The sequence below is a fragment of the Lachnoanaerobaculum orale genome, from assembly GCF_003862485.1.
GTDB classification, from domain to species: Bacteria; Bacillota; Clostridia; order Lachnospirales; family Lachnospiraceae; genus Lachnoanaerobaculum; species Lachnoanaerobaculum orale.
The window spans coordinates 534,630-560,800 of record NZ_RRCM01000001.1; the positions used below are offsets into that span (position 1 = coordinate 534,630).

Sequence of the window (26,171 nt, forward strand, 5' to 3'; positions counted from 1 at the left end):
CAAAAGATGCGAGTGCAGTTCTGATTAGGCCATACGAGCTGTGTGAAAATTTGCTAATTATCATGGCAAGGAGGAATATGGGTAAATTATATTCATATATAATTGCGTCTAACCATATATTTGATTCCATTTCAGATACTACTTATCCGGGATATATTTGTATCAGAGGACAAAAAATAGTAAAGGTAGAAAGTGGAAGTGTCAGTCTTCATGATATGGAAGAAGCTGAAAATATTATAAAGTTTGAAGATGAACTAATAATGCCCGGACTTATTGATACACATACGTTTTTTACCGGGTATGCTGTTTTTCATGTGGGCGCTGACTTTTCAAATGTGGCATCTTCTGAAGAAGCTGTAAATGTAATAAACAGATATATAGAAAAGAAACATAGTAAATTGGTTTTAGGACATGGCTGGAACCCTAATAAATTGTGCCGGGAAGAAGGAAGAAGGATTTTAGAAAATACATATCCCAATATTCCTATAATAGTATTTTCTTCGGATAGGGGAGATTGCATTATGAACTCAATAGCAGAAAATATATACAAGTTCAATTCTGAAAGTTGTTTCCCGGAAAGCTATTATAGAATAATGGAAACATACCTGAATGATAGAGATTTTATTGATGATGAACTGTCAGGATATGTCGCTATGATGAACTCAAGAGGTGTAACATCAGTTAAGGAAATGGGATTTGATGATTTCTATGGGTTTAGTGATATTCTCAAAGAAAAGGAGGATAGTTTAAAATTAAGATTTTTCTTTATGTCACAGCCTGTAAGTAGACCTATGGATTTAGAATATGCAAAAGCTATGAGAGAAAAGTTTACAGGAGATAAAGTTAGATTCAGTGGATTTAACAGGATGACTGATGGAACAATTGCATCAATGAGAGGATATTTAAAGGAGCCATATAAAAACCAAAATGTTAATTGCATAATGGATATAGATTGGAATGAAATAGAAAAAGATGTTTTAAATGCAGATAGAGAAGGGTTTAGGTGGTCATTACATTGTCAAGGGAATGGTGCTGTAGAGAAAGCAACAGATATTTTCAGCAAATGTATTATGGAGAACGGCAGACTTAAGAACAGGCATGCTATTACAGATATGGAGTACTCGGATTCTGATGATTTGAAAAGATTAGGTAAAATGGGTGTTTGTGCTGAGCTATATTTTCAAATAATGGGATTAGACAGTGGAGATTTAATAATTGAGAATATTAAAAGAACTATAGGGGAAGAAAGGGGGAAGATGTATTGGAATAGAAGAGAAATGTTGAATAGCGGAATGATTTTAAGTGGGGCTACAGATTTGCCGCTTATGATTACCAGTCTTCAGGAGTCGATATATTATTCTTGCTTTGGAAAGTTAGACAATGGTAAGACGTTTCAGCCGGATAACACAATATCTATATGTGATATGATGAAAGCATGGACTTATGGAGGAGCAAAAAATATCTCTATGGAAGACAAAGTCGGTACATTAGAAGCAGGTAAATTAGCTGATATCGCTGTGTTTAGTAAAGACTTTACACAGTTGAATGAATATGAATGTCTTAAGGTAAAGAATGTTATGACAATATTTGACGGAAATATTGTTTATAAAATTGACTAGGGGGAATAATGATTAAAAATAAAATTGGATTACATATGCCACATGTTATTACATTGATTTTTATGTTAATTGTATTTGTTGCAATTATGACATGGATTATACCAAGCGGTTCATTTGAAAGACAGTTGGTAGATACAGCCGCCGGAGAAAGAGAAGTAGCAGTATCAGGAACTTATACGACAGTAAAGAAAGTAACTGAAGAAGGGGATTTAAGACAGGGGATAGCACAAGTCCTGCAGGCACCCGGGAAAGGTATTCAGAGAGGTATAGAGGTAATTGCTTTTGTGTTTATCATTGGTGGAGTATTTTCAATAATGGATAAAACGAAAGCTATGAATGTAGGATTAAAAAAATTGGTTAGCAGACTTGGAAATAAGAGTATTATTTTAATACCTATTTTGATGATGCTGTTCGGACTCGGCGGTTCAACATTTGGTATGTCTGATGAACTTGTACCGTTCTATCTTTTACTTATGCCCATAATATTATCCATGGGATATGATTCAATGACTGTTTTTTTAATTGTATGTGGTGGCGCCACAATGGGATATGCAGCATCAACTATAAATCCTTTTAGCGTGCTTATAGCACAAGGTGTTGCAGGTATAAAGGGTAATCCTCAATTGATATTTAGAATGATGCAGTTTGTGATTATCATGACAATAATAATTGGATTCACTATATTTAGAGCAATTAAAATTAAGGCACATCCTGAGAAGTCAGTTACATTTGAAAACGATAAGCTCTTTAGAAGAAATTTTTCTAATGAAGATAAAAATGATGAAGAAATTTTCACAGGTAGGCAGAGAGGTGTTTTAATTATTTTTCTGATTGGACTTTGTGTTGTAGTATTCGGATTAATTAAATTCGGATGGTACATGAATGAGTTGTCCATGGTATTCCTTGGAATGGGTATATTGATGGGTATAATTGGAGGCTTAAATGAAAGGCAAATATCAGAAGAATTTATTGAAGGTGTAAAAGGAATTGCATTTGCAGCTATGGTTATAGGATTTTGTAACGGTATCATGGTTGTTGCACAGGATGGTATGATTATTGATACAATACTAAATGCATTGACCAAAGTACTTGAAGGATCTTCGAACTTTGTATTTGTAGGGGCCATGTATATAGTACAAAGTTTATTGGCTTTACTGGTACCTTCATCTTCAGGTCAGGCAGCATTATCAATACCTATAATGTCATCGCTTTGTGATCTGCACGGTGTAAATCCTGAAGCATCTGTAACGGTTTTGCAGTATGCAAATCAGATGACAAATATTATGAGTCCCGTTGCAGGAACTACAGTCGCAGGTCTTGCAATATGCAAGATATCATTTGGTAAGTGGTGGAAAACATTTTGGAAATGCTGGGTAGTTCTTACTATAGTGATAATAGTATTTTGTACTGTTTCAGCAGGAATGTAATTTTTTTAAAATGTATATAGAGAATTGGAGGAAATAATAATGAACGGTAGAGCAGAAGAATTAATAAGAGATGTATTAAAAACAAAAAATATTAAGGATGTATTTTTTGTAGCGTGTGGAGGGTCATTGGTAGATCTTTATCCGGGATTTTACTTTTTGAATTCCGAATCAGGTACGATACATGCACATTGGATGACGGCTAAAGAAATGTCAGTTGCACCATCTAGATTTTTAAATGAGAACGCTTTGGTCTTAGCCTGTTCACATGGTGGCAATACAAAAGAGGTTATTAATGCTGTAAAGGTTGCGTTAAAAAATGGAGCATCAGTCATTACAATGACACATAATCCTGAGTCAATATGTGCAAGAGAATTTAATACAGTATTATATGATTGGGATGATAAGACTAATGAAAACGAAAGACCACAGGGGATTGTATTACGTATTTTAAATGAGTTATTAAAGGAGAAGGAGCCTGACTACAAGAAATATGATGCAATATTGGAAGGACTTGAAAATATCGACAGTATTGTGAGAACGGCTACTTCAAAAGTGAAAAACCGTACTTGGCTTTTTGCAGAAAAATATCATAACGAAAAATTCTTATACATAATGGGTTCAGGAGCATCATATTCACAGGCATACGGGTTTGCAATATGCTCACTACAGGAGATGCAGTGGATGGATTGTTGTTATTTACATAGTGGAGAGTATTTTCACGGTCCGTTTGAATGCACAGATAAAGATCATTTATATATTTTACTTATGGGTACCGGAAACGCCAGAGAGATGGATGAGAGATGTCTTGATTTCCTTAAAAAATATGGTAATAAATATGAAGTGATAGATGCAAAAGATCTTGGAATAGATGAAATTGATGAAAGTGTTAATGAATATTTCTGCCCTATGCTTTTCTACAATATGACAGTAGCATATCGTACTGCACTACAGAATAAGCGTCAACATCCGCTTGATATGAGAAGATATATGGGAGTTGTAGAATATTAGGGAGGAAGCATGGTACATAATGTTAAGGTTTTGGGGTTTGGTGATAATGTAGTAGATATATATGAAAATACAAATGTAATGTATCCGGGAGGAAATTGTGTAAATTTAAGTGTATACTCCAAACTTTTCGGTGTGAAACGTTCGGCCTATATGGGATATTTTGGAAATGATAATATAGCGGAATACATAATTAAGGTTCTAGAAAATATAGGAATAGAGATGTTTAAATGTGAGCAGCTTATCGGTGAAAACGGATGGTCAAAATGTACTCTAAACAATGGTGATAGAATATTTGGAGATTATAACCAAGGCGGAGTAAGAGGAAAGACACCGTATATACTTGATAGATTTGATATAGAGTATATGAAGGAGTTCGATTTTGTTCATTCGGGAAATTATTGTTATACGGAATCACAGTTACAGAAAATGAAAGAAGCCGGAATAAAAGTATCATTTGATTTTTCAGATGACTCAACAATAGAATACTATAAGAAATATGCACCGTTTGTTACATACGCATTTTGTTCATTTGACGGTGATGATGAGAAGGCTAAGGAACATTTAAAATTTGTTTATTCTTTAGGTCCTGAGATTGTCTCAGTAACGAGAGGAGTTAAAGGATGTATTATGTATGATGGTGAAAGATTTTATACACAGCCTGCAAAAATAGTTGATAATGTTGTAGATACATTAGGTGCAGGTGATGCATTTCTGACAATCTTTATGGACAGTTATATTGACGGATTACACAATGGTGTAGATAAGCAAAATGCAATAATGAAGGCTCTGGATGAAGCTGCTGAATTTTCAGCAAAAGTATGTCAAATGAATGGAGCTTTTGGGTATGGAACTCCGTATTTAAATTAAAAATAAAAAAGTCATAAAACTAGAATTGATTTTAGGTTTTATGACTTTTTATTTTTAATATAGGTGGTGTACCATTTTTACCCGGAAAAACTAAAATAGCTGAAGAACTACTGACAAGGCTTGTTGGTGAATCTGATTCCAGTGCATTTGAGAGAGCAGTTCTACCTAAGGGGATTGAGGATAGACTGAGAAAAATAGATTGGACTAAGGAAGATGTACTTGTTGGCTCATTAAGTTCAGTAGAACAGTGGGTGGAGTGCTTTAATAAGAAGTATTACTATGTTCCTGCAGATAGTCTAAATACTAACTACCATCAGGTTGAATATATTGCTATATATCAATCTAAAAAACTTTTTGGTGAGAATGCAGGTGTTTTGTATTATGGAGAAGTTTTAGAGGTAAGTGTTTTGCCTAGGATGGAGATAAATAATCTAGGAGGACGCACACATCCAAATGCGAAGTGTTACAGATTCAAGGTAAAAGAGTGGAAGAAGCTGTCATCAAAGATTGAATTTGAGAGGGACTGGGTGTACCGTCCAAGATATAGCAATTCATTCCTACTACATAATAGCAAATCAACTTTTGAACTATTTAATATCAGATCGGAAGCAGATTATAGATTAGTATATGAATTACGAAGAATTCAAGATAATCTAAAAGTTCAGGACAATGCTAAGGAGCTGTTTGTAAAGATTGATGATTCAATATCAGTTTATAATGATGATTCTTTTATACGTGTTTACGATTCAGGTAAAGAAAAACTACGAAGACAAACGGATGACTTTATCAAAACGCCGAGTGTTGTGTTTGAATATATTAAAAAATGTATTGTGGATAGAATGAGTTTATTTTGATTCTTTTATTAAAAGTATTGGAAAGCTTGTAGAAACATTAATGTGGTACATTTTAGAATCTCGCCAATAATAGTTTTTCTACGCCAAAATCCTAATAATGGCGAGATTTTTCTCGCCATTATTTATTTTTCATAGCCAAATATGCTATAATGGCGAGAATAGGGAGGTGATATTTTGAGAGAATTCAATTATTTAAAGCTTATGGAATTGTCTTTGCCTGTAAATATATATCATACAATTGCAAAAATTCACGAATATAAGGGGAAGCAAGAACTTTATGTGAAAAATTATCCTGATGTTTTGGATAAGATGATTGATGTAGCTAAAATACAAAGTACGAAGTCTTCGAATGCTATTGAGGGGATTTATACAAATGATGCAAGACTGAACGAACTGATGAATAAAAAGGCAGAACCCGGAAACAGAAATGAGGAGGAGATTGCAGGATATAGACATGTACTTGACATTATTCATGAAAATTATGCATATATAGAATTTAATAAAAATGATATTTTAACTCTCCATAATCAGTTATATTCATATTCATATGTAAACTATAAGGGAAAATTTAAGACCCTAGACAATACCATTATGGAAGTAGATGCGCTAGGCAACAGGAAAGTGAGATTTCAGCCGGTAAGCAGTTTTGAAACAGAAATGTACTTTGATAAAATGGTTGAGGCTTATAAGAAAGCGGTAAAAGAAAATATTCCTGCATTAATTTTAATACCTGTACTTATACATGATTTTTTATGTATTCATCCTTTTGATGACGGTAATGGAAGAATGAACAGGTTACTGACATTACTTTTACTTTATAAGTTCGATTACTTTGTTGGAAGGTATATAAGTATAGAGATGCTGATTGAAGAGAGTAAAGAGTCTTATTATGAAGAGTTGCAAAAATCAAGTGAAAAGTGGTATACAGGTGAAAATGATCAAATCCCGTTTATAAGATATATGCTTGGAGTTTTATTAAAAGCGTATGAAGAATGTGATGACAGATTTAACCTTATTGGAAATGAAAAATTGACATCACCGGAAAAAGTATTATCTGTTATTCAAAGGTCATTAAAGCCGCTTTCTAAAAAGGATATTATGATACTTTGTCCTGATATATCGCAAAGGACCATAGAACGTGCTTTAAAGGAATTACAGGATAGTGGAAAAATACAACATACAGGTAGCGGGCGCTCAACAAAATATATTAAGGTTTAGATTAATTGTTATTTAGTTACCTGAAAATGTTATATTTTTTAGAAAAAACTCTATAATAAGATACACCAAATTAGAATAAAAATATGGAGTACTATAATGGATTTACAAAAAAGATATGAAGAATTAAAAAAACAAAACCTTACTGACGGCGATAGAATAAAATTTATTGCGGATTTAGGTGCAAGTGAGGAAATAGAATATCATTATAAGCTTATCTGTAAAGACAGAGATGAAGGTACGAACTTAAATCTGTCAGGCAGTTTTTATAAACATGATAAAGAAGGCTTGGAGTTTCTGCTTGAGGTTTTGGACAATGAAGACGAAGAAAATTTAAAAGTATTTGCCGCATACCTTATTGCCGAAACTCTTTCAAAACTGAGACATAGAGATTTTTATTTAGAATTTTGTAATAGGCTTATTCCGGTTATGACTTCACTTATAGAGTCAAAAGATGCTTTACTTAGACAAAAGATCATTATAGCTCTCGGATGGATAGGCTCTTTGGATGAGATTGATATTTTGACAAAGCAAATGTCGGAAGATAAAGACAGTCTTTGCAGGGCATGGTCTGCATCAAGCCTTATGCAAATGTCATTTCACGGAGTTGATAAGGAATTGCTGCAGGAAAAGACAAAGCAATGCTTTGCTTTAGCGATTGCAGCAGAGACTGACTTATATGCCTGCGGTATTATGATAGAGGCGGCACAGGTTTTATTTGGAAAGAAATGGATAAGTTCATCGGCTGCGGAAGATGTGGATGCTGAGAAAATAGAAAAGGCGAGAAAGTCGGCGGCGAGATTTTTGAATAAGTAGGAAGAAAAATATTCTTGATTAATATTTATGTTTGTAGATATGTATCATTAAATATTTTCAAATTGTATATTTTTTTATTTTCAATACCGAAAATATTGTTATATATGTATTGCTTTTTTAAATCAAAAACAGAATCCGGAGAATCTATCAATTTGACGTACAGCCTAATTTTCTGTATAATACTTTTCGTCAAAAAATGACGTAGACTTAAAGGGGAGCACAATATGCTACCCTTTTATTATTCAGAGAAGGAGGGATAGCGTATTAAAGGTATAAGAAAGAATTTAAGTTTTGCATTTATTATATTGATATGTGCACTGATGGTTTCAGGATGTGCAAAGCAAAGCGAAAACAACAATATTCATCTGGCGACAGGCGGAACGGGCGGAACCTATTTTGCCTACGGTAATGCATTAAAGGATGTGGCAAAGCAGGACAGCAATATTGATATGAGTGTACAGATGAGTGCAGGTTCGGCAGCCAATATCAGACTTATTGAGAATAATATAGTAGATATGGCGATAGTACAAAATGATACACTCACTGATGCTTTTAACGGCAAGGGAGAGTTTGAAGGCAATCCTATAAAGAAGACCAAGGCGGTAGCCGGACTTTACACTGAGAACTATCAGATAGTGGTTAATAAAAAACTGCAGTTAAATTCGGTTGAAGACCTTAAAGGACTTAGAGTTTCGGTAGGTGAAGAAGGCTCGGGTGTATTGAAGAATGCAAAGAATATATTAAAAGCCTACGGACTTACCGTGAACGATATTGATGTAAGATATCTTTCATTTGACGATGCTGCAACAGCTTTAAAAAACGGTGAGATAGACGCGTTCTTCGTTACGGCGGCTACACCGACAAAGGCGATTACGGAGCTTGCAGATGCCAATGTACCTATTGATATACTCTCACTGGATGACAGAGCTGTGAGATTTTTGGAAAACAGCTATGACGGTTGCAGTGTTACAACAATAAAATCAGGAACATATAAGGGGATCAACAAGGATATCACAACTGTAGGTGTGATGGCGGTGCTTGTGGCAAATGAAAATGTCAGTGCAAATCATATTGATGCAATTTTAAATTTACTTAAGGTACATCATGACAGCTTTAATAAGATTTCAGGTGATACTTTAAATATATTTGATGAAAGCGCATTAAACAGTATTGATGCTCCTTTCCACAAGGCGGCGGCAAAGTGGTACAGCGACAACGGTATAACGGGAGTGAAGCCGGAGATTAAGGCCGATACTTCAGCCAGAAAGACCTTAAACCTTGATATGTACCAGACTGTAGCTGTAGCTGTACTGGCACTGTTTATAGGTGTAATGCTGAAAGAGAGAATAAAATTCCTTACAACATTCTGTATACCTGCGCCTGTAGTGGGTGGAATGATATTTGCCGTAATATTCTGTATACTTTATGCAGCGGGTATTATTGAAATAAACTTTGATGAGACATTGAGGAATGTCTGTATGGTAATGTTCTTTACCTCTGTAGGTTTTCAGGCAAATATGAAAGTATTAAAGAGCGGTGGAAAGGGAACATTTATCTTCCTTGCCTTGTTACTTTTACTTATAATACTGCAGAATACTTTGGCTGTGGGACTTTCAAAGGCAATCGGAATAAGTCCGCTTATAGGTATGTGTACAGGTTCAATACCTATGATTGGAGGACACGGTACGGCAGGAGCATTCGGACCTTTACTTGAAGATATGAATGTGGAAGGTGCGACCACACTTGCTACAGCTGCGGCTACATTCGGACTTGTAACAGGTTCGCTGATGGGAGGACCGCTTGCAAACAGTCTGATAAAAAAGAAGAACCTTACAGCCACCGCAGTATATGAAGATGACAGTATTCTTGTTGAAGAGGAGATAAAGCATAGAAGAGAAGTTTCTATGTATGCTCCGGCGGTATATCAGCTTACACTGGCAATGGGTATCGGAACAGTTATATCATTTATACTTTCAAAGACGGGTATGACCTTCCCTGTATATATCGGATCTATGATAGTTGCGGCTGTAATGAGAAATATCAGTGAGTATACAGATAAGTTCAGAATACATATGGGCGAGATAAATGATCTTGGAAGTATCTGTCTTTCATTATTCCTAGGTGTAGCGATGATTACACTTAAGCTTTGGCAGTTGGCCACACTTGCTCTGCCGTTGTTTATATTGCTTGCAGGACAGACAGTACTTATGTTCGTATTTGCAAGATTTATCGTATTTAAGCTTATGGGCAGTGACTATGATGCTGCGGTGCTTGCGGCAGGAACCTGCGGTTTCGGTATGGGTGCGACTCCGAATGCAATGGCAAATATGCAGGCTGTAACCGAGAAGTATTTACCTTCAGTAAAGGCATTCTTACTTGTTCCGATAGTCGGAAGTATGTTTGCAGACTTTTTGAACAGTCTTACAATTACATTCTTTATAAATTTCTTAAGCTGATTTTAGGCTCCCTACGGGGAGTCTTTATTATTTTAGTATAAAATGGATAAGATTTTAGTTGAAATTTTTGTGTCAAACTATTATAGTTTACTTAATACTATTGTAAAAATTTATTGAAAACTTAAGGGGGTCAATATTGAAGGGGAGAGTAACAATACCTACAGATGTAGATATAATTAAAGAGACAAAAAAGATTATGAAGCTTTGGGGAGCTGATGCCGTCAGAGACTGTGACGGTACGGATATGCCTAAGGAGATAGAAGAGCTTGACGCAAAAATTTATGCTACATATTATACAACCAGAAAAGATAATGCATGGGCAAAGAAAAATCCGGATGAAGTTCAGCAGATGTATGTGATGACGGACTTCCATATGGCTGATGACAGTGTGCTTAGAATCAATCTGATGGAGGGACTGCATAAGGACTTATTGAAAGTAAATGACCATGACGATATAAAGAGATGGTGGGAAGTCATGGACAGGACTTTAGGCAGGTCGCTTGGAAGTAAGGAATGGCATTATGAAGACGGTGAAGTGGTTATTAAGGCAAAAAAATATCATGAGTATACTGTAAGCTTTCTGGCATATATTATATGGGATCCTGTACATATGTACAATGCGGTGACCAACGGTTGGAAAGATTTTGAAAAACAGATAACTTTTGATGTACGCCAACCGAAGACCCGTGAATATTCAATGAAAAGACTCAGAAAGTTCTTGGAAAATCATCCTAAAGTTGATGTAATCAGATTTACAACATTTTTTCATCAGTTCACCCTTATATTTGACGAGCTGGCAAGACAAAAGTATGTGGATTGGTACGGATATTCAGCCTCTGTAAGTCCGTATATATTGGACCAGTTTGAAAAAGAAGTGGGATACAGATTCAGACCTGAATATATAATAGACCAGGGATATATGAATAATACCTACAGAGTACCGAGCAAGGAATACTTTGATTTTATTGATTTCCAGAGAAGAGAAGTGACGAAGCTTGCAAAGGAAATGGTGGATATAGTACATGAGTACGGTAAGGAAGCCATGATGTTTTTAGGCGATCACTGGATAGGTATTGAGCCTTATATGGATGATTTTAAAACTATCGGTTTGGATGCCGTGGTAGGAAGCGTGGGCAACGGTCAGACTCTCAGGCTTATAAGCGATATTAAGGGGGTCAAATATACCGAGGGAAGGCTTTTGCCTTACTTTTTCCCTGATACTTTCCATCCGGGCGGCGACCCTGTAAAAGAGGCTATGAAAAACTGGATTACGGCAAGAAGGGCAATTCTTAGAGTACCTGTAGACAGGATAGGCTACGGCGGATATTTGAAGCTGACTTTGGATTTTCCTGATTTTATAGACTATGCAAAGCTTGTATGTGACGAGTTCAGAGAGCTTTATAAAAATGTCAAAGGATGCAGGGCGTATTCTTTTAAAAAGGTTGCAGTTTTAAGCAGCTGGGGAAGATATAAAGCGTGGGGCAATCATATGGTACATCATGCCATATATCACAAGGAGAATGAAGCGTATGCAGGTGTAATAGAGTCACTCAGCGGTGCGCCTTTTGATGTAAGTTTTATAAGCTTTGACGATATAATAGAAGACAGTGATATACTCAAAAATTTTGATGTAATTATAAATATAGGTGACGCACAGACAGGACAATGTGGCGGAAGATACTGGAAGGATGAGATGATTTTGTCGGCAGTCAGAGAGTTTATCTGTAGCGGCGGAGGTTTTATAGGAATCGGAGAACCGAGCGGATATCCTTATCAGGGAAGGATTTTACAGCTTGCCACTCAGCTTGGAGTGGAACTTGAAAACGGATTTACTCTGGGCAGGGGTAAGTACAACACCGAGGTAACACCGCATTTTATAACTGAGGGTATGGACGGTGATATTGATTTCGGAGACAGGCTGCATCAGATTTATGCACTTGAAGGAACCGATATTTTGGCAAAGAAGAGTAAGTTTGTAGAGCTTGCCGCAAAAGAATGTGAAAACGGAAGATGTGTATATATAAGCGGACTGCCATACAGCCTTGCAAATACAAGATTACTTTACAGAGCGATACTTTGGGCTTCACATGATGAAGAGAATATTCACAAGTGGTTTAGCAGCAATGAAAATGTGGAAGTGAACGCTTATCCTGAGAACAATAAATTCTGTGTGGTAAACAATACTTACAATGAGCAAAAGAGCACCATATATAAGGGAGATAAGAGCAGTTTTGATATTGTGCTTGCTCCGAATGAGATAAAATGGTTTGAGATAGAGGGAAAATAATTATGGCTTTAGCAGAAGTTCTTAAGCAGTACAGCGGTATCGGCAATCTGAAAGGAGACTGTGAGTACGGCAACGGACATATAAACGATACATATCTGCTTGAATATGACAACAGAAAAGTTATTTTGCAAAAGGTAAACAAGTCAATCTTTAAAGAGCCGAAAAGGCTTATGGAAAATATATATCTTGTAACTTCATTTTTGAAAGATAAGATAATAAAAAGAGGCGGAGATTACACACGAGAGACTCTAAATCTTATAAATACGGATGACGGAAATTATTTTTATGAGGACAGTGAAGGTGATATCTGGAGAGCATATGACTTTATAAGAGATACCGTATGTTATGAGAAGGTGGAGTCGGCAAATGAATTCTATGAGTCGGGGCTTGCTTTCGGTAATTTTCAAAATCTGCTGGCTGACTTTCCGGTAGATAAGCTTTTTGAAGTTATAAAGGATTTTCACAATACACAAAAAAGATATGAAACCTTTATAAACGTGGTATCTGAAGACCCTCTAAAAAGGGCTGCGGATGTAAAAAGTGAGATAGATTTTTTCAAAAGCAGAGAAAAGTATACCAAGATATTTAATGAAGCATTGGAAAACAAGGAAATATCTCTTAGAGTTACACATAATGATACAAAGCTCAACAATATTTTATTTGACAAGCATACCAAAAAGGCTCTATGTGTGATAGACTTGGATACCATAATGCCCGGAGTTGCGGATTTTGACTTTGGTGATGCGATAAGATTCGGGGCAAACAAAGGGCTTGAGGATGAAACCGATTTATCTAAGGTAGGGCTTGATATTGAGCTGTTTGAGGCTTTTACAAAGGGATTTTTGAAGGCTTGCGGCAATAGTTTGAATAAAAGGGAGATAGAACTTTTGCCGATGGCGGCAATTGTGATGACTTATGAATGCGGCATAAGGTTTTTGGGGGACTATATAGCGGGAGATAAGTATTTTAAGATTTCAAGGAAGAATCACAACCTTGACAGGGCAAGGACTCAAATGAAATTGATTTCGGATATGGAGTCAAATATGGATGAGATGAAAAAGATTGTAGAAAAATATATTCAGTAACAGGTCTGTATCGGATGGGATTGAAGATGTTTGATAAAAAGATTTATTTATGCGGCTTTATGGCAAGCGGAAAGACTACTGTCGGCAAGGCCTTGTCAAAAAAATTGAATATTGATTATGTTGATACCGATGAGCTTTTGGTAGAGACTTACGGCCAAAGCATTCCTGAGATATTTGAAAAATACGGTGAGGAGTACTTTAGAGATCTTGAACATAATATTGCCAAAAAGACTGCGGATATGAAGTGCAAAGTGGTGTCAACAGGCGGAGGAATGCTTACCTTTGACAGAAACGGAGAGATCATAAAAAAGAGCGGTATTATCATATGTCTTGTAAGAGATTTTGATGTCATATATCAGGAGATAAAGTCGGATAAGAGAAGGCCGCTGGCGCAGACAAAGACCAAGGCCGAGTTAAGAGATATGTATGAGAAAAGAATATCAAAGTATCAAAAGTATGCGGACTATACAGTAGTCAATTCAGGAAGTATAGACGACTGTGTAAAAAAAATAATGTCGATTATTGACGAGAATTAAAATCCAGTATATACTATTACGAAAGTATGTTCGAATACTTTGTTAGTAATGGAGATTTTAATGGAAACTAAATATATAAAGATAAGAGGTGCCAATGAGCACAATTTGAAAAATATATCGGTAGATATACCGAGAGGAGAATTGGTGGTTTTGACAGGGCTTTCCGGATCGGGAAAGTCCTCTTTGGCGTTCGATACCATCTATGCCGAGGGTCAAAGAAGATATATGGAGTCAATGTCTTCTTATGCGAGGATGTTTTTGGGACAGATGGAAAAGCCGGATGTGGAGAGTATTGAGGGACTTTCTCCTGCAATATCCATAGACCAAAAGTCTACCAACAGAAACCCTAGGTCTACCGTAGGAACCGTTACGGAGATATATGATTATCTGAGACTTTTGTATGCAAGAATCGGAATACCGCATTGTCCGAACTGCGGTAAGGAAATATATAAGCAAAACATTGACCAGATGGTGGACAGAGTAACGGAGCTTTCCGAAAAGACAAAGTTTATGATACTTGCGCCTGTGGTAAAGGGTAAAAAGGGAAGACATGAAAAGGTGCTTGAAAGTGCAAAAAAATCAGGATATGTGCGTGCATTGATTGACGGAAATATGTACGAACTGAGTGAAGAAATCAGCTTAGAGAAAAATATAAAGCACAGTATCGACATTGTAATAGACAGGCTTTCTGTAAAGGAAAATATAGAAAAGAGACTTACAGATTCACTTGAAGCCGCATTAAACCTTGGAGGAGGCTATGCCACAATTGATGTGATAGGAGGAGAGCCTATCAAGTTTTCACAAAACTTTGCCTGCCCCGACTGCGGTATCTCTATTGATGAAGTGGAGCCGAGGACATTCTCATTCAACAATCCTTTCGGCGCCTGCCCGGACTGTGCAGGTCTTGGATACACTATGGAATTTGATGAAGATCTTATGATTCCCGATAAGTCACTTTCTATAAATCAGGGTGCAATAGTGGTACTGGGATGGCAAAGCAGCAATGACAAGAAAAGCTTTAGTAATGCAATGCTTAGAGCTCTGGCAGAGAAGTTTAAGTTCAGCCTTGATACACCTTTTGAAGACTATCCTAAGGAAATACATGATATATTGATTTACGGAACTAGTGAGCAGGTTGATGTGGCTTATACAGGACAAAGAGGAAGCGGAGTATATCCTGTAATCTTTGAAGGCTTGATAAAGAATATGGAGAAGCGTTACAGGGAGACTTATTCGCAGAGTGCAAAGGAAGAGTATGAGCAGTATATGAGGATTGCACCTTGTAAGAGCTGCGGCGGTAAGAGACTGAAAAAGGAAGCGCTTGCAGTGACTGTTGGGGATAAGAATATCTATGATGCCACGGATGAGTCTATAACGGATTTCAGAGATTTTATAGACGGACTTAAGCTTACAAAGATGCAGGAAGCTATAGGTTCGCTGATTTTAAAGGAAATCAGAGCCAGAGTCACCTTCCTTATAGATGTAGGACTTGACTATTTGAGCCTTACCAGAGCTACCGGTACTCTTAGCGGAGGTGAAGCGCAAAGAATCAGACTTGCGACCCAGATAGGTTCGGGACTTGTAGGAGTGGCCTATATACTTGATGAGCCTAGTATAGGACTTCACCAAAGAGATAACGATAAGCTGCTTGCCACCTTGAAGCATCTTAGAGATTTGGGCAATTCAGTACTTGTGGTAGAGCATGACGAGGACACCATGATGGAGGCGGACTATATAGTGGATATCGGTCCGGGAGCGGGAAGTCACGGCGGAGAGGTGGTTGCTACAGGTAATGCCAAGGAGATTATGGCAAATCCTAATTCTATTACAGGTAAGTATCTTTCAGGTGAAATAAAGATACCTGTGCCGGAGAGTAGAAGAACGCCTACAGGTTGGCTTACTGTAAAGGGAGCGGCACAGAATAACCTTAAGAATATAAATGTAAAGATACCTACAGGTGTGATGACCTGTGTTACAGGTGTCTCAGGCTCGGGCAAGTCATCTTTGGTAAATGAGATAGTATATAAGGCACTTGCAAAGAAGCTTAATCGTGCCCATACAATCCCGGGCAAATATAAGTCGATAGAGGGTATCGAACAGCTTGATAAGGTTATTGCTATCGACCAGTCACCTATAGGAAGAACTCCGAGGTCAAATCCTGCCACATATACAGGTGTATTTGATATGATCAGAGATCTGTTTGCGGCAACTCAGGATGCAAAGATGAGAGGTTATAAGAAGGGCAGATTCAGCTTCAATGTAAAGGGCGGAAGATGTGAGAGCTGTTCAGGTGACGGTATTATAAAGATTGAGATGCACTTTTTGCCTGATGTATATGTTCCGTGTGAAGTTTGTGGCGGAAAGCGCTACAACAGAGAGACTTTGGAAGTAAAGTATAAGGGAAAGTCCATATATGATGTACTTGATATGACTGTGGAGGAAGCTTTAACCTTCTTTGAGAATGTGCCTACCATAGCCAGAAAGATACAGACTTTATACGATGTAGGTCTTTCATATATCAAACTCGGTCAGCCTTCTACGGAGCTTAGCGGTGGAGAGGCACAAAGAATCAAGCTCGCAACGGAGCTTTCAAAGAGAGCTACAGGAAAGACTATTTATATTTTGGACGAGCCTACTACAGGTCTGCATTTTGCAGATGTACATAAGCTTGTTGAGATACTTAGAAGACTCTCCGACAGCGGGAATACCGTACTTGTAATAGAGCACAATCTTGATGTTATAAAATGTGCCGACTATATAATAGATATAGGACCTGAAGGCGGTGCAGGAGGCGGAGAGGTGGTAGCTACCGGTACCCCTGAGGAAATAGCCGAAATAGAAAAATCATATACAGGCAAGTATGTAAAGAAATACTTGTAAGAGAAAAGAAAAACACAGCCCGATATCAGGCTGTGTTTTTGCTTACAGTAAAAATCAGATATCCAAAGCCGCTACCAAAGTGTAATCGCTTGGATTCTTAAAATCCGCTTTTATATCTGAAGTGTCAAATCTCCAATTTCCGATTCCTGAATATTTTGATGCCAGTATTATATAGAAGTTTAACATTGCGGCACCCAGACCCAATAAGTTGTCATCATCAGGAACTACATTATCAAGTTGGTTGAATAAGTAGATATGTGTGCCGTTTATTACAAAGCGGTAGTTTTGATGATTCAAAAAGCTTGGTGAAAGGCTGGCCGCATATACCGCATCAGCGATAACAGGGTCCGAGTATTCGTCATCGAAATTGTAAGGTGTGTTAAAGTCACTGTCAAAAGCCAATGCTGTAGCGGCAATCTTTGGAGCTATATGTCCTGCCTTATTGCTTATGCTTACATTTGAAGGTGAGTGTATATCAAGTTTTGTGGTATCTCTTTCCTTCTTTCCGTATCCGAAAGCAATTACCGTAGCCACAGCCAAATCTGAGTTGATAAGCAAAACCTTCTTTATCATTTCGCTGTCGTCGCTTGTTAAAAAGCATGAAGACAATCCCATCTCTTCAAGCTTTAATACGAGGTTTTCAGCCATAAAGCCTGCATTTATAAGGTAATTATCCTTTTCCTCTGACAATATGGTTATATATGCAGGTGCATTGAAGGTATTTCCACGATAGCCTGCAACGCCTGAGAGTCTGCTTGCAGTGTCATCATCAGATGAAACGAGTATTTGTACATCCACATCAATAAGTTTCGGTGATGAGTTAAAAAAGCTTATCAACTCATCTATTTTGCTCTGCTCAACTTTTTTCTTATGAAAATCTCTGATAGAGTTCCTGTTTTCAATAAGTTCTAAATAATTCATACATTTATTCCTCCATAGTATAAATTTCAAAAAATAAACTATATATATTATATAAAATAAAATTGAAATGGTCAATTTTTATATGTTTATATTTACAAAATACAGTCTTACAGATATGAGAATTTTACTTTCAATTTTTTTAAAATAGAGGATTTGAAACTTTGATAGAAATATATCATATTATATAAATTTATTTGTAAGAATTGCATTTATTACATATTGTGGTATAATAAGTTTACAATATTATTAAGTGGAATATGGCATAAATATTAAGGCAATTATACAAAGATATTATGCTGATATGTCTGTAGAAGGAGGGAGTGTTATGACAGGTTTACCACTTATATTCGTGTTTATTTTGGCGGTTATCGTTATGATAGTTGCCATCTCAAAGTTTGGTGTACATCCGTTTATATCTATTATGTGTATATCACTTATTTTGGGACTTGTAGCAGGTATTCCTTTAGTGGATAAGACCTTGGAGGACGGAACGAAGATACAAGGTCTTGCAAGCGTTATAGGAGCAGGATTTGCAGGTACATTTTCAAGTATAGGCATTGTTATCATACTTGGTGCATTGATCGGAACCATACTTGAAAAGACAGGTGCGGCTTTCAAGCTGGCAGATATGGTTATCAAGCTGGTCGGAAAGAACAATCCTGTGCTGGCGGTAGAGCTTATGGGTTGGGTTGTTTCAATTCCTGTATTTTGTGATTCGGGATTTGTTATTCTAAACCCTATCAGAAAGGCCTTGGTAAAGAGAACTGCAGAGTCGTCTGTGGCTATGACTGTAGGACTTTCGGCAGGTCTATACATATCACATGTATTTATACCGCCTACACCGGGACCTATAGCGGCAGCTTCAACACTTGGAATAGGAGATAATCTTTTGCTTGTAATGGGAATGGGTGCGGTATGTTCAATATTCCCTTTGATTGCAGGATTTTTCTACGCCAAGTATATAGGCAAGAAGGTAAAGGCCGACGATGAGGCGGATTCAAGTGAGATTACAAAAACATACGAAGAGCTTGTTGCAGAGTACGGAAAGCTTCCAAGCGGAGCTATGTCTTTGGCACCTATCGTGGTACCTGTACTGCTTATGGCTGTTGCATCTATAGTTTCTATGATGAAGATGAGCGGTATGGGAGCGGATGTTTTAAAATTCCTCGGAACACCTATTATAGCTTTGGCAGTCGGTACGGTATTCGGTGTATTACAGCTTCAGGGTGCAGGTAAAATGAAGGATTTCTACAGTATCACAAATGAGACATTAAAGACTGTGGGTCCTATACTTTTTGTGACTGCAGCAGGCGGTGTACTCGGTAAGGTTATAGCATCTTCAGATATGGTCAACTTTATAAAGGATCATGCGGAGGTTCTAAGTACAATGGGTATGCTTTTCCCGTTCTTACTATCAGCTATTTTAAAGAGTGCGCAGGGTTCATCCACAGTAGCACTTACAACTACGGCAGGTATTGTGGCACCGTTGTTGCCGGCACTCGGCTTTGCAAGTCCTATGAGTGCTACACTTGTAACAATGGCGATAGGCGCAGGTGCTATGACGGTTTCACATGCTAATGACTCATACTTTTGGGTTGTTACAAACTTCGGTGCAATGTCACCTGAAAAAGGATACAAAACACAGACTATGTGTACACTGTTTTTGGGTATAGCGGGAATTATTGAGATAATGATTCTAAGTCTTTTCCTGCATTGATTAAAACTGAACAGACAAGATATTTAAGGCACAGATTTTATGAATTCAAATTTTTGTAAGGTCTGTGCCTTATTTTAATTGCTGACAGTATTTTGTATATATGGTATATTTATAAAATAATAAATAATTTAAAAGATATGTTTTATAGACTTTTGTATAGACAAAGGAAAGAAAATGGAATTACTTGAACAGTGTAAAGAGTGGAATAACAATGAAGAATATCAAAAGGTAGTGGATGCGCTTGAGATTTTGCCTGAGAATGCCAGAACACCTGAAATGGATTCCGAGCTTGCAAAGGCATACAATAATCTGGGTGAGCCGGGCGATTCTAAGCCGTTCATACAGGCGCTGGGATTATTATTACCGCATGAAGAGTATTTTAGAGGCAATCACAGATTTTACTTCAGAGTTGCTTACTCATATTTTTATCTTGAAGAGCACGGACTTGCCCTACATTACTTTAAGCAGGCTTTGGATGCAAGGCCCGGAGATGAAGACACCATTGATATGATGAATGAATGTGTGAATTGGCTGACAGACGGAGTCGTAGCGGTCTCCATGTCACAGAAGCTGGAACTTGTATGGGAAGATATACAAAAAGAGATAAGGAAATACAATAAAAACAGCAAAATCTTTAATGTAAGAGCTATAAATATAACAGCGAATCATATAAATGATGTGTTCCCTAAAATAAAAATAAATATTTTTTATGAAAGCAGGACTATCGAATTTGAGGCCGGTGATGACAAGTCTAATGTATTCATGCTTGAATATATAAAGGATACAATGCCTGACAATCTAAAAGGTCTGTTTAATATAAGAGTCGGGATAGCGGCTAAAGAAGATATCAAAGATATAATAGTATATGAAGATGAGGAGTATGATATAAGCGAACTCAGATTCTTTGTCAGTGATGACAGGCAGATAGTTATCTATGCCGATGAGTTTGATATTCCTCTTGAAGTTATAGAACAGCTCTTTATAGATATCTTCGGCGAGATAGATTTGATGGCAAACGATTTTGAGTTTGATATTGCGGACGAAGACGACTTTGACGCTCCGACTGAAGATACCTGTGATATAGTGCTTGATTATGAAGAGAAAGAAGACTTCTTAAAAGAGTGTGTGGACTACAGAGGACTGAAAGAAAGAGCTAAAAGTAAGGGTTTCAGACTTGGAATAAGTGCAAAAGAGTATTTGAAGATGTATTCAGGATACAGGTTACAGTCCGTAGGAGATGATATCAGAGAGGATATATATACAGGAACCACCTGCCTGCCTTCACTTATAAGTGAGTATATATCAAGCGGACCGTTTGATAAGATGCCTATAATGGATGAACTGTACAGAAACGGAGTGGTAGCCGGTTTCTTTTGTTTCAGTTTGGAAGAATCCGATCAGGAAAATGATTCGTTTGAGTATGAGTTTGAGGTTATGAATATCAGAAATCAGCTGATAGAGTATATCTTAAATGAACTTGAGAAGCTCGGAAAGACCGGAAATATCGCATTTTTAGAGGGCGCTACAGGTAAAATATGCGGATATCTGGATTTCCTGATATTCGGAAACTTTATGGATATAATGAGCGCGGCATATGATTTTTTTGAAGAAAAGAATATAAAGCTGGCAGGTTATAAGACATTCAGAAAAATATCAAAATTAGTAACATTTAGGGAGGAATAATGTTTAATCTATTTAAGAAAAAGCAAAATGAGGTAAAGTTGCCTGAAGTTGCACCTATGGAGTTGTGGGAAGAGCGTTCATATATGCATGTGCTCTCTGATAAAGTGGATGTTGAGGATATTGATGGCGTCAAAGAAAGAATACAGGCGGTAGACGGAGTAAATCTTAAAGAATTCAACATTAAAGATGATAAGTCGGGCAACATGATACTTGATTATAAGGGCGAAGAGTACGGTGTAGGTTTTTATTTTGAAGATTTTGTATTTGACCGTCTGTATTCATTACAAAAGCAAAAGATTCATGATGAGGACTTTGAAAAAATTGAGAAAAAGACCAATTCATTTATCATATATATGAAGTTTAACAAGAATTATTTTGACTCATATCATCTACAGTTAAAGCTTATAACAGCGTTTTTCCCTGATACATTGGCGGTAATAGATGAAAGTGCGGAGAGACTTTTAAGTGGAAGATGGGTAAAGCTTGCGGCAAAGTCAAGTGTTACACCTAATGCTGAAAGCTTATTTACGGTACAGGCTGTATTTGATGACGAGACAAATAAAGTTTGGCTACATACACATGGTATGTGCAGAACGGGATTTTCGGAGTTTGAACTTTTGGATATAAGCAGAGACAATGCAAACGATCTTTATTATTTGATAAATACCGTGGCGAACAGAGTATTGTATCAAAATGAAGCTATAGAAGATTATATTTTCCTTGGAGAGTTTATAGACGGAAGAGAGATAGTTGTGGCACCTCTTCCATGGAATGTAGCAATTGCAAAGTATCCTTCCGATATAATTGGAGGTCCTGCGGACAGAGCCGACAGTCATAATACAAACAGTCAGGTTATTTTCCTTTTCTTATCTGAAGAAGATGCAAATAACGGTAAGTATACAAAGCCTTCAGATGTAGAGGAAAAGCTTGTTGAAAATCCGCTGTATTATTATACTAATGAGCAGACGGAGCATATGAAGTTTATGTCAAGAGACAGATATGAACTTTTGAAAAAGGCAATTTCGGAGAATCCAAGTTACAAAGCACTTATAAAGGTCGGATTACCTACAGACGGTGAGGACGGAAATCCTGATTATGAAAATCTTGAGCATATCTGGTTTGAACTTTTAGAGTTTACAGAGGAAGGATTCAGGGCGGTGCTCACACAGGCGCCATATAGAGTAGCGGCTATGAAAGAGGGCGATGAGGGTGAATACACTGTCAATGATGTAACAGATTGGGTTATTTATACAGATGAAATGAGCATAGATCCGAATACTGCTTATTTACTATAAGGAGAGAATATGTTTTTTACAAATATAAAGTTGGCTAAGAAGTACAATTATCTGAACGAGAAGTTTTTGAAAGCTTATGATTGGTTGGAGAGCCATGATTTGAATTCATTACCTGCAGGAAAGTATGAGATAGATGGCGGTGATGTATTTGCAAATGTACAGGAATATACCACATTGCCGGTAGAAGAAAAGAAGTTTGAGGCACATGATAAATTTTTTGATATTCAATATTTGATAGAAGGTGTGGAATTTTTCGGTATCTGTGACAGAGAGGGACTTAAAGTAAAGGAAGCCAAGCCTGAAAATGATGTGCTTTTCTTTGAGACGCCTGATACTTACGGTCATGTGATACTCCATCCGAATGAATTTATAGTGGTTGCACCGGAGGATGCACATATGCCGGGATGCTGTATGGATAAACCGGCAAGTGCAAAAAAGGCAGTTATAAAAGTGAGAGTATGATAAAAAAGGGTTTCTTAATAGGACTGTTACTCTTCGGTATCTTTTTTGGAGCAGGGAATCTAATTTTCCCTGCCGAACTTGGGTTTAGGGCAGGAAAATATTTTTTACCGGCCATGTCGGGCTTTGTATTGTCGGGTGTAGGAATAGCCATAGTCACTTTGATAGTCGGAACTATGGTCAAAGGCGGATATAAAAGGGAGCTTGGTATAAAGGTAGGAGTAAACTTTGCAATAGGGTATTTGACAGCACTTTACCTTGCTATAGGTCCTTTTTTTGCGATACCGAGGACTGCAAGTACATCTTTTTCTATAGGTATTGCACCTGTGACCGGAAACACAAGATTTGCATTATTTGTATTCAGTGCAATATATTTTCTGCTTGCATATCTTATAGCACTCAATCCTTCAAAACTTATGGATAGAGTAGGCAAGGTGCTTACTCCAATATTTGCACTTCTTATAGTTATACTTATAATTGTAGGAAATCTGAACTTTCATGTTGTGAATGAGGGTGAGATGGAGGGGAGTCTGACAGCTCTAAAGACAGGATTTTTTGACGGGTATAATACTTTGGACGCACTGGCTTCTGTAAGTTTTTGTCTGATTGCCACTTCAGGGATAAAGACATTCGGATTTTCATCAAAAAAAGAGTATATGAGTATAATGGCAATAGTAGGTATTGTTACAACTATACTGTTTAGCAGCTTATATATCGGACTTGGAGCTTTGGGGAATAAGTTTGATGTTCCGAATGAAGTTTTATCTGATAAGAGCGTCAATATAGGTACATATATACTTTCAATGAGTTCATATAAGCTTTTCGGAAGTTTTGGACAGGCTTTCCTTGGAGCAATGACAATACTTACCTGTTTTACTACTACTGTAGGTCTTATCGTAGTTACTTCCGAATTTTTTGCAGACACATTCAAAAGGTTCGGATATAAGTCGTATGTAAATATATTTACTCTTACAGGTTTTGCCATGTCAAACTTCGGACTCAATACTATTATAAAGATTTCCGTACCTGTACTTAATATCCTGTACCCTGTTACAATAGTTATAGTACTTATAGTTATATTAAATAAATTTATAAGTATGTCCAATGTCGGTATGAGATTTACAATTATTTTAACGGCGGTAACGGCTTTTATAGAAGTGATTGGAGATGTCTTTAATATAAAGGTGATAAACTCATTTATGTCAATGTTTATAGGCGGAAGTTTGGGATTTGTCTGGGTGAATATTGCGGTTTTGGGGATAATTATATCTCTGATATTGAGGGATAAAATAAAGGGCGAAAGCTTTGAAATATAAAAACGGCTGTTATAAGTGGAGACTTATAACAGCCTATTTTTAGAACCTTAAAACGTTTAGAGATGTGGACTCATGTGAGGCAAGACTGTAAGCACAATTTTTGTCCATTGACTCCATTCTCACCCACTCAAGAGAACGCATGGAAGCCTCTTTATCAACACTGATTGCAGGCGGTGTAAGTTCCTTCCACGCAAGCTCACCATAGCCGGCATCCGCATAAAGGAGTGTAAATTTATTGTTTTCAGATGTTACCTTTACTCCGAACATACCTGCGGAGTGACCGTACAGTTTTATAAGATTGATGGAGCCGTCACCAAGTAAATCAAAAGATTTTTCAAAAGGACCTTCTTTTTTGTTCCAATCAAATATGGAAATATCGGCATTTTTCCACCAACTTCTGGAATATCTTAGAGGATTTTTTACAGCCGTTTTGGCTTCATCTCTTGAAACCAAAATCTTGGTATCTGAAGAGAGGTCTACAACTCCGCTTACATTTTCAAAGTCAAGATGAGTAAGCAATACGCAGTCTATATCCTTTGGTGAAAGATTGATTGATTCAAGCCTTGAAAGCAGAGAAGAGTCCTTTTTCAGATGAAAGCGTGTGGAAGCACAGGTAAGAGGTGCCTTGATTTCACTGATTTGCTTTTTTAGGCTAAGCGGAGCATCAGACTCAAGCTCTTTTTTGATACCTGCATCTACAAGTATATTCTTTTTTCCTGTCTGAATAAGAAAAGACAGAACAGGAATATTTACTCTGTCAGTATCTTTTAGAAACAGTCCGTATGTCTGCGGATTGAACTTATCATTGCCTTTATATGCGAGAGAAGGTGATACTTCGACCTCTCCGGTTTGTAATATATATATTTTCATAAATAACCATACCTTATCATATTTTAGTTGTTTCAAACCGTATTATACAAAATATAGTACGCTTGGTCAAACTTAATATAATTTTTTGTTGCGAAGAACATGGCTATTTCGTATAATGGTGAGAATGTGAGGTAGGAAGATGACAAATAAAAATAAAGAAAACGGGAGTCTGTTAAAGAAACTTCTTTGGTGGATTCCTATAATTATTTTGGGCTTAATGTTCGCCCTTGGCGCATGTACAAGGCAGGAAAGCAAAAGTATCAGTGCTGAGAGTTTTTCAAATACGGAGAGTACTCAAAGCAAAAATATTTCAGATGAAAGCACTTCAAAGCACAGCGAAGAGATAACCGGAACACAGAGTCAAAAAAAACATAAACAAAAAAATAATAAATCAAAAAAACATAAAAAAAACAAAAAACAAAGTCAGGAGTCAAGCAGCGAAACTTTAGAAGAGACAAGCCCTGAAAGTGAGAGTACACAAGAGTCTGAGACTGTCGAAAGCAGGGAGACAACTGTAGAAGAAAACGGCAACTATACTTCAAAAGACGATGTTGCACTTTATATTCACACCTACAAAAAGCTTCCTGTAAACTATATTACAAAGGCCGAGGCTCAGGAGATGGGCTGGGACCCTGAGAAAGGAAATCTTTCGGATGTGCTTCCGGGAATGAGCATCGGAGGCAGTGCCTTCGGAAATTATGAAGGAAATTTGCCGAGGGCAAGCGGAAGAAGATATTTTGAATGTGATATTGACTATGACGGCGGATATAGAGGTCCTAAAAGACTGATATATTCAAATGACGGTCTGGTTTTTTATACTGAAGACCACTACAAAACTTTTGAACAATTGTATTAGGGAA

20 protein-coding genes are annotated in these 26,171 nt (G+C 37.0%); 18 read left to right on the forward strand and 2 right to left on the reverse strand.

From position 1 onward, the window contains the following. Nucleotides 1–77: 77 nt before the first annotated feature. From EHW90_RS02670 to uvrA, 12 genes are all read left to right on the forward strand, one after another. Nucleotides 78–1,619 (forward strand): amidohydrolase family protein, encoded by a 1,542-nt coding sequence (locus tag EHW90_RS02670; RefSeq protein ID WP_167456743.1) that lies wholly within the window; start codon nt 78–80, stop codon nt 1,617–1,619. Nucleotides 1,620–1,627: 8 nt separating this feature from the next. Beyond that, nucleotides 1,628–3,046 carry a YfcC family protein gene (locus EHW90_RS02675; RefSeq protein WP_124951030.1) on the forward strand — a complete coding sequence of 473 codons (1,419 nt, stop codon included), beginning with the start codon at nt 1,628–1,630 and terminating at the stop codon, nt 3,044–3,046. A gap of 39 nt (nt 3,047–3,085) precedes the next feature. Continuing rightward, the gene (locus EHW90_RS02680; protein WP_124951032.1) at nt 3,086–4,054 is read left to right on the forward strand and encodes an SIS domain-containing protein; all 969 of its coding nucleotides are present in this window, start codon (nt 3,086–3,088) and stop codon (nt 4,052–4,054) included. A gap of 9 nt (nt 4,055–4,063) precedes the next feature. Next, nucleotides 4,064–4,921, forward strand: a complete 858-nt coding sequence (locus EHW90_RS02685) for a PfkB family carbohydrate kinase (RefSeq protein WP_124951034.1) — start codon at nt 4,064–4,066, stop codon at nt 4,919–4,921. A gap of 251 nt (nt 4,922–5,172) precedes the next feature. Next, nucleotides 5,173–5,775 carry a hypothetical protein gene (locus EHW90_RS02690; RefSeq protein WP_243113893.1) on the forward strand — a complete coding sequence of 201 codons (603 nt, stop codon included), beginning with the start codon at nt 5,173–5,175 and terminating at the stop codon, nt 5,773–5,775. Between the two features lie 174 nt (nt 5,776–5,949). Beyond that, complete coding sequence (locus EHW90_RS02695) at nt 5,950–6,993, forward strand: Fic family protein (protein ID WP_124951036.1); 1,044 nt, start codon at nt 5,950–5,952, stop codon at nt 6,991–6,993. A gap of 96 nt (nt 6,994–7,089) precedes the next feature. Beyond that, nucleotides 7,090–7,806: a HEAT repeat domain-containing protein gene (locus EHW90_RS02700; RefSeq protein WP_124951038.1), complete on the forward strand. Its 717-nt coding sequence runs from the start codon at nt 7,090–7,092 to the stop codon at nt 7,804–7,806. A gap of 305 nt (nt 7,807–8,111) precedes the next feature. Further along, nucleotides 8,112–10,262, forward strand: a complete 2,151-nt coding sequence (gene gltS, locus EHW90_RS02705; RefSeq protein WP_124951040.1) for a sodium/glutamate symporter — start codon at nt 8,112–8,114, stop codon at nt 10,260–10,262. A 136-nt stretch (nt 10,263–10,398) separates the two neighbouring features. After that, nucleotides 10,399–12,549, forward strand: a complete 2,151-nt coding sequence (gnpA, locus tag EHW90_RS02710; RefSeq protein ID WP_124951042.1) for a 1,3-beta-galactosyl-N-acetylhexosamine phosphorylase — start codon at nt 10,399–10,401, stop codon at nt 12,547–12,549. A gap of 2 nt (nt 12,550–12,551) precedes the next feature. Continuing rightward, nucleotides 12,552–13,634, forward strand: coding sequence for a phosphotransferase enzyme family protein (locus tag EHW90_RS02715; RefSeq protein ID WP_124951044.1), 1,083 nt, complete (start codon nt 12,552–12,554; stop codon nt 13,632–13,634). A 26-nt stretch (nt 13,635–13,660) separates the two neighbouring features. After that, on the forward strand, nt 13,661–14,170 hold the full coding sequence (locus tag EHW90_RS02720; RefSeq protein ID WP_124952622.1) for a shikimate kinase: 510 nt from the start codon (nt 13,661–13,663) through the stop codon (nt 14,168–14,170). A gap of 60 nt (nt 14,171–14,230) precedes the next feature. Beyond that, nucleotides 14,231–17,050: an excinuclease ABC subunit UvrA gene (uvrA, locus tag EHW90_RS02725; RefSeq protein ID WP_207667027.1), complete on the forward strand. Its 2,820-nt coding sequence runs from the start codon at nt 14,231–14,233 to the stop codon at nt 17,048–17,050. Nucleotides 17,051–17,104: 54 nt separating this feature from the next. Here uvrA and EHW90_RS02730 read toward each other — a convergent pair whose 3' ends face one another. Then, nucleotides 17,105–17,971 carry a nitroreductase family protein gene (locus tag EHW90_RS02730; protein WP_124951048.1) on the reverse strand — a complete coding sequence of 289 codons (867 nt, stop codon included), beginning with the start codon at nt 17,969–17,971 and terminating at the stop codon, nt 17,105–17,107. Between the two features lie 325 nt (nt 17,972–18,296). Between EHW90_RS02730 and EHW90_RS02735 the strand changes: the two genes are divergently transcribed. From EHW90_RS02735 to brnQ, 5 genes are all read left to right on the forward strand, one after another. Continuing rightward, a complete protein-coding gene (locus tag EHW90_RS02735; protein WP_124951050.1) occupies nt 18,297–19,688 on the forward strand; it encodes a GntP family permease in 1,392 nt (463 codons plus the stop codon). A gap of 174 nt (nt 19,689–19,862) precedes the next feature. Beyond that, nucleotides 19,863–21,371 carry a tetratricopeptide repeat protein gene (locus EHW90_RS02740; protein WP_124951052.1) on the forward strand — a complete coding sequence of 503 codons (1,509 nt, stop codon included), beginning with the start codon at nt 19,863–19,865 and terminating at the stop codon, nt 21,369–21,371. Continuing rightward, nucleotides 21,371–22,666 (forward strand): DUF4026 domain-containing protein, encoded by a 1,296-nt coding sequence (locus tag EHW90_RS02745; protein WP_124951054.1) that lies wholly within the window; start codon nt 21,371–21,373, stop codon nt 22,664–22,666. The genes EHW90_RS02740 and EHW90_RS02745 overlap by 1 nt, the downstream gene beginning before the upstream one ends. A gap of 9 nt (nt 22,667–22,675) precedes the next feature. Then, on the forward strand, nt 22,676–23,128 hold the full coding sequence (locus EHW90_RS02750) for a YhcH/YjgK/YiaL family protein (RefSeq protein ID WP_124951056.1): 453 nt from the start codon (nt 22,676–22,678) through the stop codon (nt 23,126–23,128). Beyond that, a complete protein-coding gene (gene brnQ / locus EHW90_RS02755; RefSeq protein WP_124951058.1) occupies nt 23,125–24,441 on the forward strand; it encodes a branched-chain amino acid transport system II carrier protein in 1,317 nt (438 codons plus the stop codon). Before EHW90_RS02750 ends, brnQ begins: the two co-directional genes overlap by 4 nt. 39 nt (nt 24,442–24,480) lie before the next feature. On the opposite strand, the gene EHW90_RS02760 is transcribed toward brnQ, so the two are convergent. Further along, complete coding sequence (locus tag EHW90_RS02760) at nt 24,481–25,311, reverse strand: MBL fold metallo-hydrolase (RefSeq protein ID WP_124951060.1); 831 nt, start codon at nt 25,309–25,311, stop codon at nt 24,481–24,483. A gap of 139 nt (nt 25,312–25,450) precedes the next feature. Here EHW90_RS02760 and EHW90_RS02765 point away from each other — a divergent pair, with 139 nt between their 5' ends. Then, the gene (locus EHW90_RS02765) at nt 25,451–26,167 is read left to right on the forward strand and encodes a ribonuclease domain-containing protein (RefSeq protein ID WP_124951062.1); all 717 of its coding nucleotides are present in this window, start codon (nt 25,451–25,453) and stop codon (nt 26,165–26,167) included. Nucleotides 26,168–26,171 lie beyond the last annotated feature (4 nt).